This window comes from Flavobacterium ichthyis (assembly GCF_009915155.1).
Taxonomy (GTDB): domain Bacteria; phylum Bacteroidota; class Bacteroidia; order Flavobacteriales; family Flavobacteriaceae; genus Flavobacterium; species Flavobacterium ichthyis.
On record NZ_JAABLM010000004.1, the window covers coordinates 27,860 to 45,456 of the forward strand.

Sequence of the window (17,597 nt, forward strand, 5' to 3'; positions counted from 1 at the left end):
GTTGAGTTCGGTTTTTTTTGGGCAATCCCGAAGCGTCGGGACAGGCATTTCTAGCTCCCGAAGCTTCGGGACATTTTCCTGCCCTTACTGCAAGTTTTTCCCATTCAAAAAAAGCGGGAAAAGGTTTTCCGTACGATTAGGGCTAAAAGAAAAATCATTTTGGTACAAGCAATCGCCAGTACCAAACTTAAAGGTGAAACTATCCATAAAAATAAGATTCAACTTTGTAACTTTGCCACGTTGTAACTTTCAAAAATAAATCATGCAATATAAAAGAAGCAGCCAGCTTTTTCACGAAGCTTCACAAGTGATTCCAGGTGGCGTAAACTCTCCGGTTCGGGCGTTTAAAGCCGTTGGAGGAACACCAATATTTATCCAAAAAGCAAAAGGAGCTTACCTTTACGACGAAGACGGAAATAAATTAATTGACTACATCAATTCTTGGGGGCCGATGATTTTAGGCCATGCTTTTGAGCCCGTTGTCAATGCCGTAATTGAAAGAACGAAACTCGGAACTTCTTTTGGAACACCAACCGAATTAGAAACTGAAATTGCCAAATTAGCCGTTTCAATGGTACCTAATATCGACAAAATACGTTTCGTAAATTCCGGAACGGAAGCTTGTATGAGTGCCGTTCGCTTGGCTAGAGGATTTACCAAACGCGAAAAAATAATTAAGTTTTCCGGTTGTTACCACGGTCATTCTGATTCTTTTTTAATTGCCGCTGGAAGTGGCGCCATCACTTTCGGGACGCCAAATAGTCCCGGAGTGACTCAAGGAACCGCAAAAGACACTTTGCTTGCCCAATACAACAATATTGAAAATGTCAAGGCTTTATTTGACGCAAATCCTAACGAAATTGCCTCCATCATCATCGAACCAGTTGCAGGAAACATGGGATGCGTTCCGCCGAAAAAAGAATTTTTACAGCAACTTCGTGAATTGTGTACAAAAAACGGAACCTTATTAATTTTTGATGAGGTAATGACCGGTTTCCGATTGGCAAAAGGTGGCGCTCAAGAATTATTTGGCGTTAATGCCGATATAGTGACATTTGGAAAAGTAATTGGTGGAGGACTTCCGGTTGGGGCTTTTGCCGCGCGAAACGAAATCATGGATTATTTAGCGCCAAATGGTCCGGTTTATCAAGCCGGAACTTTATCAGGAAATCCTTTGGCAATGGCGGCAGGATTGGAAATGTTGAAGTCTTTGAATAATGATGCAGAAATTTTTAAAAGATTAGAAGAAAAAACGGCTTATTTAGAAAAAGGAATTCGGGAGAAGCTGGATAAAAATAATGTGGTTTATACAATCAATAGAGTAGGTTCGATGATTTCTGTGCATTTTGCTAAAAATGCTGTAGAAGATCTGCAATCAGCAGCAGCGGGAGATAATGAAACTTTTAAGAAATTTTTCTACGGATTATTACAAGAAGGCGTTTACATTGCGCCATCAGCTTACGAAACTTGGTTTATTACCGATGCGTTAACCTACGAAGATTTGGATTTTACCATCAACGCAGTTGATAAGGTTTCGCAGAATTTTTAAATTTGTAGATGATTTGAAAATATAAAGGCTTCCAAACGGAAGCCTTTGTTATTTAAAAAACGCAGATTATTTTTGCGTTAATTTTTTCAATAATTCAGGTTTTGCATCCAATTTTGCCATTTGGTCTGCGGATAAAGTACCTCTCAATTTAGCGTCAACCGACTTGTGGATAATTTTCTTTTTTGCCTCCGATGTTCCTGATTTAGAAAGGGCTTCGTGTTTGCTTTTAAAAAGTTCCAAAAAAGTTTCTTCTGCTTGTTTGGTGATTGTAATTTCCTGTTTTAGAGCTTCCACATCGCTTTTCGCCAAATCGTTTGCATTTTGTGCAAATGCCATCATATTGAAAACTAAAAAGAATAAAACGGTCATTAATTTTTTCATTTTTTATAATCGTTTAGATTTATAATACTGATAATATCAAATTTAAGACCATTTTTTAAATTTAGCTGTTAAATTATTTTTTCTTTTCTTTTCTGTCTTTCAAACGGTCTTGCATTTTTGCTTTTTTTTCGGCTTTTAAGGTTTGGTATTTAGCGTATTGATCGGCTGTTAAAATCTTTTTCATTTTGGCGTCGTTGGCTTCCATTTCTTTTTCTCTTTCGGCTTTCATGAGTTTCATTTTTGCCTGACGGTCTTCTTTTTTTGCTTCTCTTTTGGCTTTGTTTTCCGCCATCAATTTAGCTACTTCTTTTTGTTGGGCATCAGTGAGATTAAGCTCCGAAGTGATTTTTTCTAACTGTTTTTTGTTTCTTTCTTCTGGAGATAACTTGTCTCTTTGTGGCAAATGTTCTCTTTCTGGTCTAGCTCTTTTTTCGCCAAGGGTTTTTTCTTGTGCAAAAGATGTCATCCCGATCATCAATAATGCTGCAATCATCATTTTTTTCATAAAAGTGTTTTTTAATTTTCTAGTTTGATGATAAGACAGTTGAGAATTAAAAAAGTTTAACGTGGGTTATCATTTTTTTTAGATTTTTAAAAATGTTGTAGGAAAATGAGTAGTTTGTGCTGAAAAGACAATTGCGTTTTATAGCAAGACGTTCTGTTGCAGCAGCGATTGAAGTGGAAAGCCCGGAGGCTGAAAAACTATTTTTTGTGCCCGAAAAACAGCGACTTTAGGAGCTCGTTTTTTGGGCTTACAAAAAAAGTTTTTGGGCCGAGGACTTGTAGCGGAAAGCGCGACCGGAGGGGCTGCTCAAATTATTTTTATTTTTTTGGTAAAAAAAAAGCTGCCTTTGCAGACAGCTCGTTTTTTATTTTAGTAATTGATTGTAAATCTTGGTGTTAGCTTTAAGTTTTGCAAAATTTTCTTCGCCAATGCCTTTGATTAATAGTGCTTCAACGTCGGCCTCAATTTGTTGTTTTTGTTCTGCTGTAAGGTTTTCTTGCAAAGCGGCTTTGTGCTTGTGATAGAAAGCGGCTTCGGCTCCTTTTTTAGCATTAGCGTCAAGTTTTACAACGGTTTCTAATGTGGCAACATTTTTCTTGGCAGTTTCTCGCAAGTCAGTGCTTTGGGCTTGGATTGCGAAAGCAAGGAAAAGAGCAAGAAGTGTAAATATTTTTTTCATAATTTTTTGGTTTAGTTGAGAAGGTCAAATCTAATTCTTTTTAAGAAATAAACCAATAATTTTTATTTTTTAACAATTGGCTTACGTCAATTCTACAATTTTATCTTCGCCGTTCACGACCACTTTTACCAAAGCATGTTTTGAAAGGGCTTTCATGCAAGCATCCCATTTTTTTCCGCTTAAACCAGCTGATTCTTTTAAGGAAGTTAAAGGCATCACGTTTTCGTTGGCTTTTAAAATATCGATAATCGATTTTTCTTCGGGTGAAAGTTCGATTTCTGCGTTTTTTTTCTCTGGACGCATTTGTGGAAAGAACAATACTTCTTGAATTGATTGATTGTTCGTTAAATACATGATTAAACGATCCATTCCAATTCCTAAACCGGAAGTTGGCGGCATTCCGTATTCTAACGCTCTTAAAAAATCGTTGTCAATAATTCCGTTTGCTTCGTCGTCACCTCTTTCTGCCAAGGCCATTTGTGCTTCAAAACGTTCCCGTTGATCAATCGGGTCATTTAATTCTGAATAGGCGTTTGCGATTTCTTTTCCGCAAATCATTAATTCAAAACGTTCTGTCAATTCTGGATTATTGCGGTGTTCTTTACAAAGCGGACTCATTTCTTTTGGATAATCCGTGATAAAAGTTGGCTGAATAAAGTTTCCTTCACATTTTTCTCCAAAAATTTCATCAATCAATTTTCCTTTGCCCATGGTTTCATCTACTGCAATTCCCATGGATTTTGCGGCTTCAAAAATTTCTTTTTCGGTCTTGCCAGAAATATCAAAACCAGTATACTTTATGATGGCATCCGTCATGGTAACTCTTGCGTAAGGTGCTTTGAAGCTCACGTGATGATCTCCAAAAGTTACATCAGTCGTTCCGTTTACTTTTATTGCACAATGCTCGAGTAAATTTTCGGTAAATTCCATCATCCAGTTGTAGTCTTTGTAGGCTACGTAAATTTCCATTGCGGTAAATTCTGGATTGTGAGTACGGTCCATTCCTTCGTTACGGAAATTTTTTGAAAATTCGTAAACGCCATCAAAACCACCTACAATTAATCTTTTGAGGTATAATTCGTTGGCAATTCTCATGTATAAAGGAATGTCCAAAGAATTGTGATGTGTGATAAATGGACGAGCTGCGGCACCTCCAGGAATCGACTGTAAAACCGGAGTTTCCACTTCCATATAACCTGCCGAATTGAAAAATTCGCGCATTGCGCTGTACAATTTGGTACGTTTCACAAAAACTTCTTTTACGTGAGGATTTACCACTAAATCAACGTACCGTTGACGGTAACGCAATTCCGGATCGGTAAATCCGTCGAAGATGTTACCATCGGCATCAGTTTTTGGTAATGGTAATGGACGTAGTGTTTTGCTTAGAAGCGTAAAATTGGTCGCGCGAATGGATTTTTCTCCTACTTGAGTGGTAAAAAGTTCACCTTCTACGCCAATAAAATCTCCTAAGTCAATTAATTTTTTAAAAACTTCGTTGTAAAGTTCCTTATCTTCTCCCGGACAAATTTCATCACGGTTGATGTACACCTGAACACGACCTTCGCTGTCTTGCAACGAAATAAACGACGCTTTTCCTTGAATTCGCGTGCTCATCACACGACCTGCAACCACAACTTTCTTGCCTTCCTCAAAAGTGTCCTTTACTTGTTTCGAAGTATGGTTTACTGGAAACAAATTTGCCGGATAAGGGTTAATGCCGAGTTCTCTCAACCTCCCCAATTTTTCTCTTCTGATGATTTCTTGTTCTGAAAGTTGCATATTGCGTTAATTTTTAAGCGTGCAAAGATAGTGATTTTAGATTTATGATTTTTGATGTAAGATTTAGGATTTTAGATTTTTTGAATTTGGAATTTTTTTATTGGAATTTCTTTTTGCCTTTTTGGAATTTTTGAAGCGAAAGGCTTGGGCTTTTTTATAATCGTCGTTCCCGCTTTCCGCTTCAATCTTTTTGGGATTGCCATGGGTTAAAATCCCGGCAATATAAAAAAAGGATTTCCGCTCCAATCGGGGCTATTGGGGAAAGTTGGTTTTAAATTTGGAGGCTTCTGGACAAAGATAATCGATTATAATAATGTCATCCCTACGGGACTTTCATAGTATCATAATCACGAGGTTATCATCATTTCATCCCTACGGGAATTTTGTGAAATGTTTTTTTTTGCTTTAGACGATAAAAGATTTAACGCAGGTAAGGATTTTTTGCGCTTTTAAATGCTTTCCACTCTGAAGTTTTGGCTTCGTTACCGCTACTATTTGTTGGGGTAAATCTTACTTTATAGTTTGAACTATCTTTAAGATCAAAATTACCAGAACACATTTCGTATCCTACCTTTAAAATATTTTTATCGGGAAAAACATAAAACGTTGAGATTTCGTTCGTACGTAAATCTAAGAGTTCGGTTTTAAAAATAACCGTAGAGTTATTCACTTTGTTTATTTCAAAAATTGCATTGGATGAATTGCCACAACCATACATTTTTGATTCGGATTTAACAAAACGGAATGTAAAATCAATATTTATAGAATTTTCGATTTCTTCGGAAGCGGTGGTCCAAGTAATTTTTTCCTGGTTTTTTGTAGCGGAATTCCAGACAGAAAGTTCTTTGGTTTCTATAGGAGTTTCATCACTATATTTAAGATGGTATTTGGTATTGTACTTCAATTTTGAACTCGGAAAGAAAATTGCTTGATTCTGACCTTTTCCTGTGAAGATTTCTTTTAGTTTTAATTCAATTAATTCGCCTGATTCAGACTCTAAAAATACTTTTCGGGTTGGAAAGTTTTTTACCGTTGCAGTAGTAGTGCCATAACCCTGAATTATAAAAATTGAATTGGTGCTAATGTTAGTTCTGTTCAATGGGAAAAAGGATGTGGCTCCCATTGCGCAATCTGCATTGCAAGGTATTGACGAAGTGAGTATTAGGAATAAAAGAATGAGATTTTTCATGTCATTAAAATTAAAAAAATAATTGGGAAAAACAAATTGAAAGCAATTTTGGTTTATGAATTTCCGTTTAGCCCCGATGCGAGGGAAGAGCTCCCGATTTATCTTCGGGACTCTGGAAGGACAGCGGGAACATGCCCCAAAGTTTCGGGAGCTGAAAAAGAAACGACCTTTCGCTTCGAAAAAAAATTCAATTTCAATGACAATTACAAAAAAGAATCAATTCTCTTCAAAAAATGAAAATTCGTATAGTATCAATCTAAAATCTAAAATGCGTAAATTTGTCAGTAAATATTAAGGTATGAATAAAGTTGTAAAGCTGCAGGATTTAGGGATGAAGGATTATAAGGAAACGTGGGATTTTCAGGAGGCGTTGTTTCAGGGGATTTTGGATATAAAAATTAAAAATCGCAGGGAAGATTTGCAAGAAAACACTCCGAATTATTTTTTGTTTGTGGAACATCCGCATGTTTATACTTTAGGGAAAAGCGGGGACTTCGGCAATTTGTTGTTGAGTGAAAAACAATTGGAGGAAAAAGGCGCGACTTTTTATAAAATAAATAGGGGAGGTGATATTACGTATCATGGTCCCGGGCAAATTGTGGGTTACCCGATTTTGGATTTGGAAAATTTTTTTACCGATATTCACAAATACCTTCGGTTTTTGGAGGAAGTGATGATTTTGGTTTTGGCAGAATACGGTTTGACTGGCGTGAGAAGTGAGGGTGAAACTGGAGTTTGGCTTGATGTGGGAACGCCGTTTGCGAGAAAAATTTGTGCTTTGGGAGTTCGGGCTTCGCGTTGGGTAACGATGCATGGTTTTGCACTAAACGTTAATGCTGATCTAGGTTATTTTGACAATATTATTCCATGTGGGATTCGTGGTAAAGCCGTTACTTCTCTTCACGTGGAACTTGGTGTTGAAAGAGTGATTGAAGCCGAGGTGAAAGAAAAAATCATCAAACATTTCGTAGCGCTTTTTGAAGCAGAAATGATACCGATGAAAGAGTTGGTAGTTTAAATTTCTATAAAATCTAATGCCAATTGCTCCGGCAAAAGCCTGAATGACTTCCGGTGGTATTTTGTAGCACCATATTTTTTGATGGCTTCGCGGTGTTCTTTTGTGGGATAGCCTTTATTTTGTTTCCAATTATACATTGGAAATTCTTCGTGAATTTTATTCATATAATCGTCCCGGTAGGTTTTTGCTAAAACCGAAGCCGCTGCAATACTCAAATATTTGCTGTCGCCTTTAATTATACAACTGTGCGGAATATTTTCCACGGGTTTAAATCGGTTGCCATCTACTATAATATAATTAGGAATAGGATTTAGCTTTTTGATACATTCCTGCATGGCGTGAATGGAAGCGTTGAGAATATTGATTTCGTCAATAATCAACGGTTCAATATGAGTTACGGAATAGCAAATGGCATTTTTTTCGATTATTGGGCGAAGAAAATCTCGGTTTTTTTCGGAAAGTTGTTTTGAGTCGTTTAAGATTTCATTCAAAAAATGTTCGGGCAAAATTAATGCGGCAGCGGTAACAGGACCTGCAAGACAACCGCGTCCTGCTTCGTCAGTTCCACATTCGAAATTTAAAGAGGAGAAATTGGAGAGGAGCATGATTTATTATTTTTTTTCAAAATTAAAAATTTTAACGCAACCTTAATTAATATTTTACATCTTATTAAGGTCTTGTGAGCACCAAAAAACTCTTAATTTCCATTTTTTAACACTATGCACTCATATTATTCCGAAGTAATATTTGTTTGTTTAAGAAATTATTAAGAAGTTTGCAGGATAACTAACTCAAATAAATTTTTAATATGAGATCGAAGTTCAAATGGATTTTTACGCTATTGTTAGCGTTTTCGATGCAGTTTTCTTTCGCTCAGGAGAAAACAATTACAGGTACAGTGACCGAAAGTGGTTTGCCGTTGCCAGGTGTTACTGTCAAGGTGCAGGGTAAAACCGCTGCTACTCAAACAGATTTTGATGGAAATTTTTCTATCTCGGCTGCTCAAGGCGATGTTTTGGAATTTTCATTCGTCGGTTTAGAAACCAAAACGGCAGTTGTAGGTGCTTCAAATGTCGTAAATACAGCAATGGTAGCTGGAGCTACTACCCTTGATGATGTCTTGGTAGTAGGTTATTTTACTCAGAAAAAAGAAGATGTAACCGCAGCAGTTTCAACAGTTGGTTCTGATGAAATTGCTAAAATGGCTCCGTCGATGTCTCTTGATAACATGTTGCAAGGTAAAGCGGCAGGGGTTCAGGTTGTAGGTGCTTCTGGGCGTCCTGGTCAACCTGCGAGAGTTGCTATTCGAGGTATTAATCAAATGGATGGTAATAATGCTAACCCTCTTTATGTTGTGGATGGCGTTTATATGAGTTCAACAGAGATGTTGTCAATTAATCCTGCGGATATCGAGAATCAGGTTGTTCTTAAAGATGCTGCTGCAACTGCGTTGTACGGTTCTCGTGGAGCAAATGGGGTAATTGTTGTAACAACTAAAAGGGCTAAGAAAGGTGTTACTCAATTCCAGTTGAATACAAGTTATGGTTTCTCGGACAGAGTGGATGATAACTTTGATATCATGAATGCGTCTCAATACTTGGCTCACGAGCAAAAATTGAGAGAGGCAGGTGTTCAAGGGCTTCCTATTCGAACTCCAGAGCAAATCGCGTTTTTATCGGCGAACGGTGAGGATTGGGAAAAACAAGTGTTTAAAAAAGGTATTTTGCAAAACGTACAATTCCAAGCTTTAAGTGCTACTGAAAACACAAATTTCTTGGCGTCATTTGGTTACGATAAAAATACTGGATTGATTAATCCTTGGAATGGTTTTGACAGATTGTCTGGTCGTATTAAGGTGGATCAAAAAATGAAACACAATATTACAATCGGTGGTAACGTGAATTTATCTTATACAAAAGATGATCGTCCAAGAGAATCTTTTAACGTATTAAGTCCTGTGTTTACTGCATATGGTAACTCTCCTTTGGTTCCTAAATATGCTATCGATCCTACAACAGGAGAGCAAATTGTTGACGAAAACGGTAACCCAGTTTTTGGTTCAAGTGGTTTGCCGAGTAACTTAAACTACTTCGAGATTTACGAGGATGATTATTCAATTGAAACAAGACAAATCAGAACATTTGGTAACGTTTACGCTCAAATCGATGATTTGTTTACTGATGGATTATCATTTAAAACAGAATTTAATGCGGTATATGGAAGATCGGTAAATGAAACCTTCGTTGCGCCAGGATCAAATATTTCAAATGCGTTTGGTTACGCTGATTTAGGTTTAAAAAGCGATGGGGGGTCTGATTCATTTGATTATCGATGGGTTCACACACTGAGATACAACACTACTATTGCAGACAAACACAATTTGGATGTTATTGTTTTTAATGAATACAATAAATATAATTTTTATAGCTACTTCTTGGAGTCACAAGGATTTCCAAATTCGTTCTTGACTGTTCAGTCGGTAGCTGGTCAACCTACAGATGCTACAACTTCTAGAACTGATTATTTGTTTATTGGTTATGGAGCAAACGTGCTTTATGATTTTGATAACAAATATTTCTTACAAGCGTCGCTGAGACGTGACGAAGGTTCTATGTTTGGACGTCAAGACAACGTAGGTTACTTCCCGGGAGCATCTGTTGGATGGAAAATTTCTGAAGAAAGTTTCATGGATAACGCGGAATTTGTAAACAATCTAAAGCTAAGAGCATCATGGGGTAAACGAGGAAGTAATTCTGGATTAGCACAAAATTACCCTCAAACGGCTGTTGCTTTTCCTGGTTATAATAATATTCCTGGTGCTGCTCCAACTTCTGCGATTGCCAATCCTTTCTTGCAATGGTCGGTAAGTGAAACTTATGGTGCTGGTTTAGACTTTACGCTTTTCAATAGAAGATTGACTGGTACAGTTGATTATTTTAAAGATATCAGAACTAACTTTTATTTTCAAGATGTGCTACCGTTCGAGTCTGGGGCATACACCCAAGAAGTTAATGCCGGAGAATTTTATAACCAAGGATGGGAGTTTGCTTTATCTTATGATTTAATCTCCAACGAGAATTTGGTTTGGAATATTAAAGGAAACTTAACTTTAGTTAAAAATAAAGTTACAGACTTGTATAATTTAGAAGAAAAACCTGTTGGAGGTCATATGAATGTTGTTGGTGGTATGGTAAATGAGTATTTTGAGGTACGTTATGCTGGTGTAAATCCTGCAAACGGAGAGCCTTTGTATTATACGCCAGACGGTGGTGTGACCAATGTGTTTAACGGTGAATTAGCAGTTAGATTAGAAGATAAAACACCAGCACCTACTTATTTTGGTGGATTTGGAACTTCAGTAAATTGGAAAAATTTAGATTTCAGCGCTGATTTTTCATATCAAGGTGGAAATTATATCTATAACGTGGCAGAATTGGTATTGTTGGATCCAACTCGTACTAACCAAAATTTCCGAACAGATGCTAGTAATTTCTGGACCGCTCCAGGTCAAACTGGTGTATTGCCTCGTCCAATTAATGATGACGGAACCAGAAGAACACTTCAGGGGACTGATCAGTTTTTACACAAAGGTGATTTCTTAAGATTTAGATCTCTTAATATCGGATATACATTTGGTAAAGATGTTTTCGGAGAATCATTTATGGAAAGAGTACGTGTTTATGTATCGGGCCAAAACTTATATACTTGGACAAAGTTCAAGGGTGATCCAGAAGTCGGATTTATGGGATTAGAAAGTACAGGTACATTTGTAGGTTCTGCATATCGTTGGGCTTATCCTAATGCACAAACATATATGTTTGGAGTTCAATTAACATTTTAATAACAAATTGCAATGAAAAATAAATTTTTTAAAATTATAATAGCGGTTTTTGGTATCACAGTATTTTATAGCTGTGATGATCAAATTGACGACTACCAACCCTACGATGCTGTAGTGTTAGAAACCTTCTATCAAACACCTTCAGATTTTGAGCAAGCATCGACTGCATTGTATTCTGCGTTCAGAAGTGCAGGTTACTACGACGGTGGTGGTTCGGCGGGTGGATTAATTATCGTGCCAGATATTTTGTCAGATAATTTAATTTTTAATACAGAAGGAAGACAGTCGGGTCGTAATACTGCAGAGTTTACTTATAATACAAATAATACGCCAACTGCAATTTACGGTAGTGCGTACAGAAGTATTAGTAGAGCGAACTTAATTATTGATCAAATAGATAACCTAAATGACGGAGCTTTTAAAAATAACATTTTAGGACAGGCTTTAGCAATTAGAGGATTATGCCATTTTGATGTTGCACGTTTTTATTCAAAAATCCCTACACAATCTGCGGATGCTAACAATAGTATTGGTATAGCGTACTCAAAAACTTATGATCCACAAGCGAGACCAGCAAGATTAGAAACAGTTCAAGAAACTTACGCAGAAATTATTAATGACCTTGAGACAGCTTCAACACTGATTGCAACTGATAATGGAGAGGGTAAATTAGATTTAGCTGCCGTTAAAGGTTTGTTGTCACGTGTCTATTTATACCAAGGGAATCATGTTTTAGCGGCTCAACGTGCTCAAGAATCTATTGATGCAGGAGCAACTTTAGTTTCTAGAGCCAATTTTCGTGCTACCTGGTTAGATTCAAATTCTGACGATGTACTTTTCAAGGTTAAAATAACCCAACAAGACAACGTTTTTATCGGAAACGATTACAACCAGTTGTTAAACGGTCAATTGTATTCTGAATATGTTTGTGATTTTGGACTATTTCAATTATATCAAAATTCAGATATTCGTAAAACTGCGTATATTCAAACTTCTCAAACGGGAGACTTTACGTACAACCACATTATTAAATATTACCAAAATGCTTCTGGATTAAGATTCGTTGATGGTAAATATTTAAGAACCTCAGAAGTATATTTGAATATGGCTGAGGCTAAATTCCGTAATAATGACGAAGCAGGTGCGCTTGCTGCGTTGAATATGGTTCGTACTCGTCGATACAGTCCGTATACTCCTGGATCAGAATCTGGTCAAGGATTATGGAATGCTATTATGCTCGAAAGAAGATTAGAGTTAGCATTTGAATCTGATCGTTTCTTTACATTAAAACGTTTAGGATTAGGACTTCAAAGATCTGGTTTTGGTCATTTGGCTGATGGTGCTGGTAACATTGCATTTCCACAGACTGTTCCTGCTAGTTCTCATTTATGGCAATTGCCAATTTCGCAACTTGCCTTAAACTCTAATCCTAACATTATCCCTAATCCAGATTATCAAAATTAATCTCTTAAAGAAATTGAAAAATGAAAAAACTATCTAAATATTTATTATTTTTCGCAATATCACCGTTGCTGTTTTTAGGTTGTGATGATATAGAGGAAAATCTTTTTCGAACATTTGATGATTTTACTTTTGTAAGCTTAAGTGGTAACAGTAATACGTTAACTGTACAAGAGAATGCCGGTTCTGTTAATATCCCAGTAAGTCTTTCATCTCCTTTAGATTCGGATTTACAAGTAAGTTTAGTTGTAACTGATAGTACTGCAGTTACGGGAGTGGACTTTACTTTTGCTAATACTATAGTTACTATCCCAGCTGGTCAAACTTCAGCAATGTTTGTTTTGAATGTTATCGATGACGAGGTTTTTAATGAAAGTAAAATTTTCTCAGTTGAATTGAATTCGTCAAACCCAGCAGTGATGGCTGGTTTATCTGGTAACGCAGCAACTTTTCAAAAAACAGTTGTGATTGTTAACGATGACTGTCCTACAAACTATGATTTATGGTTTGGTGCTTTAAGTGTAGAAGATGTAGGTTACGGTTCAACTCCTGGTTCTGGTGGAGCAACCCCTGCTGGAACTTGTGATATTTTGAGAGTGAACAATGACCTTCCAGGAATTGGAGGTGCTACTGCAGCTATTTATGATGTTCGCTTAATTCCATTTTCTGATGGAGATACTCAAGGTGAAGCAATTGTCGATAGAACTTTGGCAAGGGCAGCTGCTCAGACTCATGCTACTTTAGGTGTGTTAGATGCCGTTTACGAGGCAAGTGGTTTTTATGATGAGACTACTCGTGAAATCACATTAGAATATACGCTTCTAGCACGTAATAGTCAAGGTACAATTGTTGGGTCATTCTACACTGGAACAAATATTATCCGAGTTCCTTAATATAATGTATATACATTGATTAAAGCGGCAGTTTTTACTGTCGCTTTTTTTTTTTTTTTTTTTTTTTCGTTAAAATTCAAGAGCTTACCAATAATAGAGCATCTTTTTTCTATATTTGTTTTTTATACTTAATTTATATAAATGAAAAAAATTTTATTTCTACTTTTAATCAGTTCGATCACTTATGCTCAAACTAAAGAAGAACTGAAAAAAATCGTCGATAAGACTGATATTGATAATTTAAATATTCTTTCAGATAAATTGTCAAAAGAGTATCAACAAGCACAAGAGCGTATCAATGATTTTTTATCAAAAAACCCGGAATATTCAAAACGTGTACGTGACGGGTTTGTGATAAAGGAAATTTATGATATTGACAATTATGGTCATCCATTATACAATGTAACCTTTAATAGGAATGCGGCGGTAACAGCTCGTGCCAATGCCCTTTACACTGGAGGAAGCTTGGGATTAGATATTGAAGGACAAAACATGACAGCTGGAATATGGGATGGAGGTGCCGCAAGAGTAACCCATAACGAATTTCAGGGTCGAGTATTTGCTGCCGATGGTGCAGGTTTTGACGATCATGCCACTCACGTGACAGGTACAATTATTGCAGCTGGTCTTAATCCGTTGTTGCGTGGATTAGCTTTCAGAGCTAATGCGAGAAGTTACGATTGGAATAGTGATTCAACTGAAATGGCATCTGCTGCTGCTGGTGGACTGTTGGTTTCAAATCATTCCTATGGACCGGACGCAAGTTCCTTACCTCTTTGGATGTTTGGAGCCTATGACTCTCGTGCACGTTCGGTTGACCAAATCACTTTTGCTGCACCTTATTATCTGCCAGTTACTGCGGCAGGTAATGATCGTGATAGTTATGCAATTTATAATCCAACGAAAGATGGTTACGATTTAATTGCCGGATTTAATACGGCTAAGAATTTTTTAACTGTTGGAGCTGTTAATCAGGTTCTAAATTATACAGGTCCTTCGTCTATCACGATGTCAAATTTTAGTAATTGGGGGCCTACTGACGATGGTAGAATAAAGCCAGAAGTTGTAACTAAAGGTGTAAGTGTAAGATCTACTTTGAGTAGTAGCGATACTGATCAAGGTGTGTTAAATGGCACCTCTATGGCTTCTCCCGGAGTAGCCGGAACCGCACTTTTACTTCAACAATATTATAATAGCTTGAATGGCAATTATATGAGAGCCGCTACTTTAAAAGGGTTAATCATGCATAGTGCTGATGAAGCTGGTCTTTTTGAAGGCCCCGATTACCGTCATGGATGGGGATTGATTAACGCTGAAAGAGCTGCAACGATTATTAGAGACAAAGGTGTTTCTTCAATAATTGATGAGTTATCTTTGTTAAACACAGCTTCTTATACTTTTGATATTTCTTCTTTTGGATCTGAACCGTTGATGCTCTCAATTTCATGGACAGATCGTCCAGCAACTTCGGTTAATACTGGTACAAATGATCCATCAACCTTGTATCTTGTTAACGATTTAGATGTTAGAATCACTAAAGATGGGACAACTTACTATCCATGGACATTAAATCCATCAAATCCAAGTGCTGAAGGTTTAAGAACAGAGGATAATTTCCGTGATAATTATGAAAAAGTGCAAATTGATAACCCGAATGGAGTTTATAGCGTTACAGTTACCCATAAAGGTTCTCTTACCGGAGGCCAACAACCATATTCACTAATCGTTTCTGGGCCACAATTGTCGCTTTCTAACGAAAACTTTAAACTTGATCGTGCCGCAATTTCAATCTACCCAAATCCAGCAAATGATATTTTAAACCTTGCATTTAACGACAATATACAGATCACTAATCTTACAGTTTTAGATATTACTGGAAAAGTGATTAATGCAAATTTCGATTTAAATGATAAATCTATTAACGTATCAGCATTGCAATCTGGAGTTTACTTCTTGAGAATTGCTACAGAAAATAGTGTAGTCACTAAAAAATTCGTCAAAAAATAATATTCTTGAAAAATATTTTTAAAAAGCCGTTTGTTATCAAGCGGCTTTTTTAATTCTATACTTCAAATTAGGTATCTTTGAACAAATTTTTTTAAAATGAACTTTAGGTTAATTATTATTCTGCTTCTTATTTGCGCTTCCTCACAAACCGCTGCTCAAATCAAAACACGCCGAGAAGCAAACCTTTCGGTCGAAAATAATATTTCATTAGGTGATAAGTCTCAGCTAACAACAAGCATTTCTCAAGACTCCATCCCCTCAATTGATCTCTACAAAATTATTTCTATTAATAATGACACGACCTACGTAGATACCTCGCTTACCATTCAAAAAGAATACAAGTTCAATTACCTCCGTCGAGACCAGTTTGGTTTAATGCCGTTTGCCAATGAAGGACAAACCTTTACAACCCTCAATTACGGACTCAAAAATCAATCACCATATCCGTCACTTGGTTATGCTGGAAAACATTTCAATTACCAAGAAGTACAAGACATTAATTATTACCATGTTCCCACACCATTTAGCGAATTATTTTTCAAAACTACAATGGAACAAGGGCAAATGCTCAATGCCTTATTTACCATCAATTTGTCCGAACAGTTAAATTTAGCGATAGGATATAGAGGTTTGCGATCCCTTGGGAAATACGTAAATCAACTATCAAGCAACGGAAATTTCCAGTTTAGTGCTAACTATGCCGCCAAAAACAACCGTTATCGATTAAAAACCCATTTTACCGGACAAGACCTTACCAATGGTGAAAACGGTGGCGTATTCAGTTTAGAAGATTTCGAATCAGGTGACGAAGATTTCCGTGATCGCTCGAGACTTGATGTAAACCTTAACGATGCCCGAACAATTCTCAAAGGTAATAGATATTTTGTTGACCACATTTTTCGATTCAATAAAACTCACGGAAATAACAACCTGTATTTCACACATCAACTCAATTACGAACACAAGTTTTTCGAATATCGACAACCCACTGTCATTACCCAAATCGTTACTCCCGCAGAAGGCACCATAATTTTTTCACGTTTTGGCGACTCGTATAATTCTGCCAACATTAACGATAAATCTCGTTACAACCGCATGTTCAACAAAGTTGGCGCCATTTATGAAAACAGCACACTCGGGCAATTTATGTTTTTCATAGAAGATTTTCGCTATAACTATTTCTATAACCGAATCATTTTTGGCAACGATACAACACCAATTTCTAATTTGTTGAGCGACAATTTTAACGTTGTTGGCGGTCAATACGCCTATCAAAAAAACAATTGGAATGGTCGTTTTCAATTTTCAAATTCTATCTCCAATCAGGCAATGACCAATCTTGATCTCAACCTTTCCTACAAACTCAACGAAAAGAATAATTTCAGCGCAAGCTATCAAAACATCAGCAAAGTCCCAGATCACACTTATAATTTGTTCCAAAGCAGCTACGTGGCCTATAATTGGTCAAATAATTTTGCCAATGAAAAAATCAATAAATTAAGCCTCAATGCCAATACACAATGGTTAAACGCCACCATCGAAGTTACGAATCTAACAGATCACCTCTATTTTCGCAACACCAGTACTAATCCGCAAACCGTAACCATAACACCCGAGCAATTTTCCGAAGGAATTAACTACCTCTCGGTAAAAGTTTCAAGAGAATTTCGCTACAAAAAATTTGCGTTAGACAACACTATTCTTTACCAAGAAATCGATCAAAACCAAGACATACTCAACCTTCCTAAAATCGTAACCCGAAACACCATATACTACACAGATAATTTATTTAAGAAGGCACTTTTCATCCAAACAGGATTCACCCTCAACTATTTTACCGACTATTTTGCGGACGATTACAACCCCGTAATTGGCGATTTTCATATTCAAAACCAGCAAAAAATAGGTAATTTTCCCATGCTCGATTTCTTCTTAAATGCCAAAGTTCGTAACACCCGGATTTACCTAAAAGCCGAACATTTCAACGCACTTTTCGGGCAAAACAACTATTATTCCGCACCTAATTATCCTTATCGAGACTTCACCGTTCGTTTCGGATTGGTCTGGAATTTTTTCACCTAAAACACATTGTTGGGCGTGCCCCTTCGGGTCAGGCTGTTCGCTTCAACAACTGCAAAAAAATACCAGATTTGCAATTTTGTACAAAGAGCTTCCGCTGGTCGCTTTTGTACAAAAGCAAATCTAAAGTATTTTGTAGCAGTAGGTTTCCGCTACCATCCTTCACGCAAATCCTGCTAACCACAAAACATCTGCTGAAAAATTATCAATTGC

At 36.8% G+C, this 17,597-nt stretch carries 13 protein-coding genes; 7 read left to right on the top strand and 6 right to left on the bottom strand.

The annotated features are described in order from the left end of the window. The first annotated feature begins 262 nt into the window (after positions 1-262). Positions 263-1,549: a glutamate-1-semialdehyde 2,1-aminomutase gene (gene hemL, locus GV828_RS04150; RefSeq protein ID WP_166536221.1), complete on the top strand. Its 1,287-nt coding sequence runs from the start codon at positions 263-265 to the stop codon at positions 1,547-1,549. A 66-nt stretch (positions 1,550-1,615) separates the two neighbouring features. Here hemL and GV828_RS04155 read toward each other — a convergent pair whose 3' ends face one another. From GV828_RS04155 to GV828_RS04175, 5 genes are all read right to left on the bottom strand, one after another. Beyond that, positions 1,616-1,930: a hypothetical protein gene (locus tag GV828_RS04155; protein WP_166536222.1), complete on the bottom strand. Its 315-nt coding sequence runs from the start codon at positions 1,928-1,930 to the stop codon at positions 1,616-1,618. A 73-nt stretch (positions 1,931-2,003) separates the two neighbouring features. Further along, positions 2,004-2,435, bottom strand: a complete 432-nt coding sequence (locus GV828_RS04160; RefSeq protein ID WP_166536223.1) for a hypothetical protein — start codon at positions 2,433-2,435, stop codon at positions 2,004-2,006. 364 nt (positions 2,436-2,799) lie between these two features. Then, positions 2,800-3,114, bottom strand: coding sequence for a hypothetical protein (locus tag GV828_RS04165; RefSeq protein WP_166536224.1), 315 nt, complete (start codon positions 3,112-3,114; stop codon positions 2,800-2,802). An 81-nt stretch (positions 3,115-3,195) separates the two neighbouring features. Beyond that, positions 3,196-4,896 carry a lysine--tRNA ligase gene (gene lysS, locus GV828_RS04170; RefSeq protein WP_166536225.1) on the bottom strand — a complete coding sequence of 567 codons (1,701 nt, stop codon included), beginning with the start codon at positions 4,894-4,896 and terminating at the stop codon, positions 3,196-3,198. 421 nt (positions 4,897-5,317) lie between these two features. Next, the gene (locus GV828_RS04175) at positions 5,318-6,085 is read right to left on the bottom strand and encodes a hypothetical protein (RefSeq protein ID WP_166536226.1); all 768 of its coding nucleotides are present in this window, start codon (positions 6,083-6,085) and stop codon (positions 5,318-5,320) included. Between the two features lie 298 nt (positions 6,086-6,383). Between GV828_RS04175 and lipB the strand changes: the two genes are divergently transcribed. Then, positions 6,384-7,103, top strand: a complete 720-nt coding sequence (lipB, locus tag GV828_RS04180; protein WP_166536227.1) for a lipoyl(octanoyl) transferase LipB — start codon at positions 6,384-6,386, stop codon at positions 7,101-7,103. Here the strand turns inward: lipB and GV828_RS04185 are convergent. Further along, the gene (locus GV828_RS04185) at positions 7,100-7,708 is read right to left on the bottom strand and encodes a ribonuclease HII (RefSeq protein WP_166536228.1); all 609 of its coding nucleotides are present in this window, start codon (positions 7,706-7,708) and stop codon (positions 7,100-7,102) included. The genes lipB and GV828_RS04185 overlap by 4 nt on opposite strands. A gap of 203 nt (positions 7,709-7,911) precedes the next feature. Between GV828_RS04185 and GV828_RS04190 the strand changes: the two genes are divergently transcribed. The 5 genes from GV828_RS04190 to GV828_RS04210 all read left to right on the top strand — a co-directional run bounded on the left by GV828_RS04190 (position 7,912) and on the right by GV828_RS04210 (position 17,387). Next, positions 7,912-10,944 (top strand): SusC/RagA family TonB-linked outer membrane protein, encoded by a 3,033-nt coding sequence (locus GV828_RS04190; protein WP_166536229.1) that lies wholly within the window; start codon positions 7,912-7,914, stop codon positions 10,942-10,944. Positions 10,945-10,956: 12 nt separating this feature from the next. Then, on the top strand, positions 10,957-12,408 hold the full coding sequence (locus GV828_RS04195; RefSeq protein ID WP_166536230.1) for a RagB/SusD family nutrient uptake outer membrane protein: 1,452 nt from the start codon (positions 10,957-10,959) through the stop codon (positions 12,406-12,408). 20 nt (positions 12,409-12,428) lie between these two features. Continuing rightward, positions 12,429-13,298, top strand: coding sequence for a Calx-beta domain-containing protein (locus GV828_RS04200; RefSeq protein WP_166536231.1), 870 nt, complete (start codon positions 12,429-12,431; stop codon positions 13,296-13,298). Positions 13,299-13,439: 141 nt separating this feature from the next. Continuing rightward, a complete protein-coding gene (locus GV828_RS04205) occupies positions 13,440-15,305 on the top strand; it encodes a S8 family serine peptidase (RefSeq protein ID WP_166536232.1) in 1,866 nt (621 codons plus the stop codon). A gap of 96 nt (positions 15,306-15,401) precedes the next feature. Next, entirely contained in the window at positions 15,402-17,387 is a 1,986-nt protein-coding gene (locus GV828_RS04210; RefSeq protein ID WP_166536233.1) for a putative porin, read from the top strand. Positions 17,388-17,597: the final 210 nt, after the last annotated feature.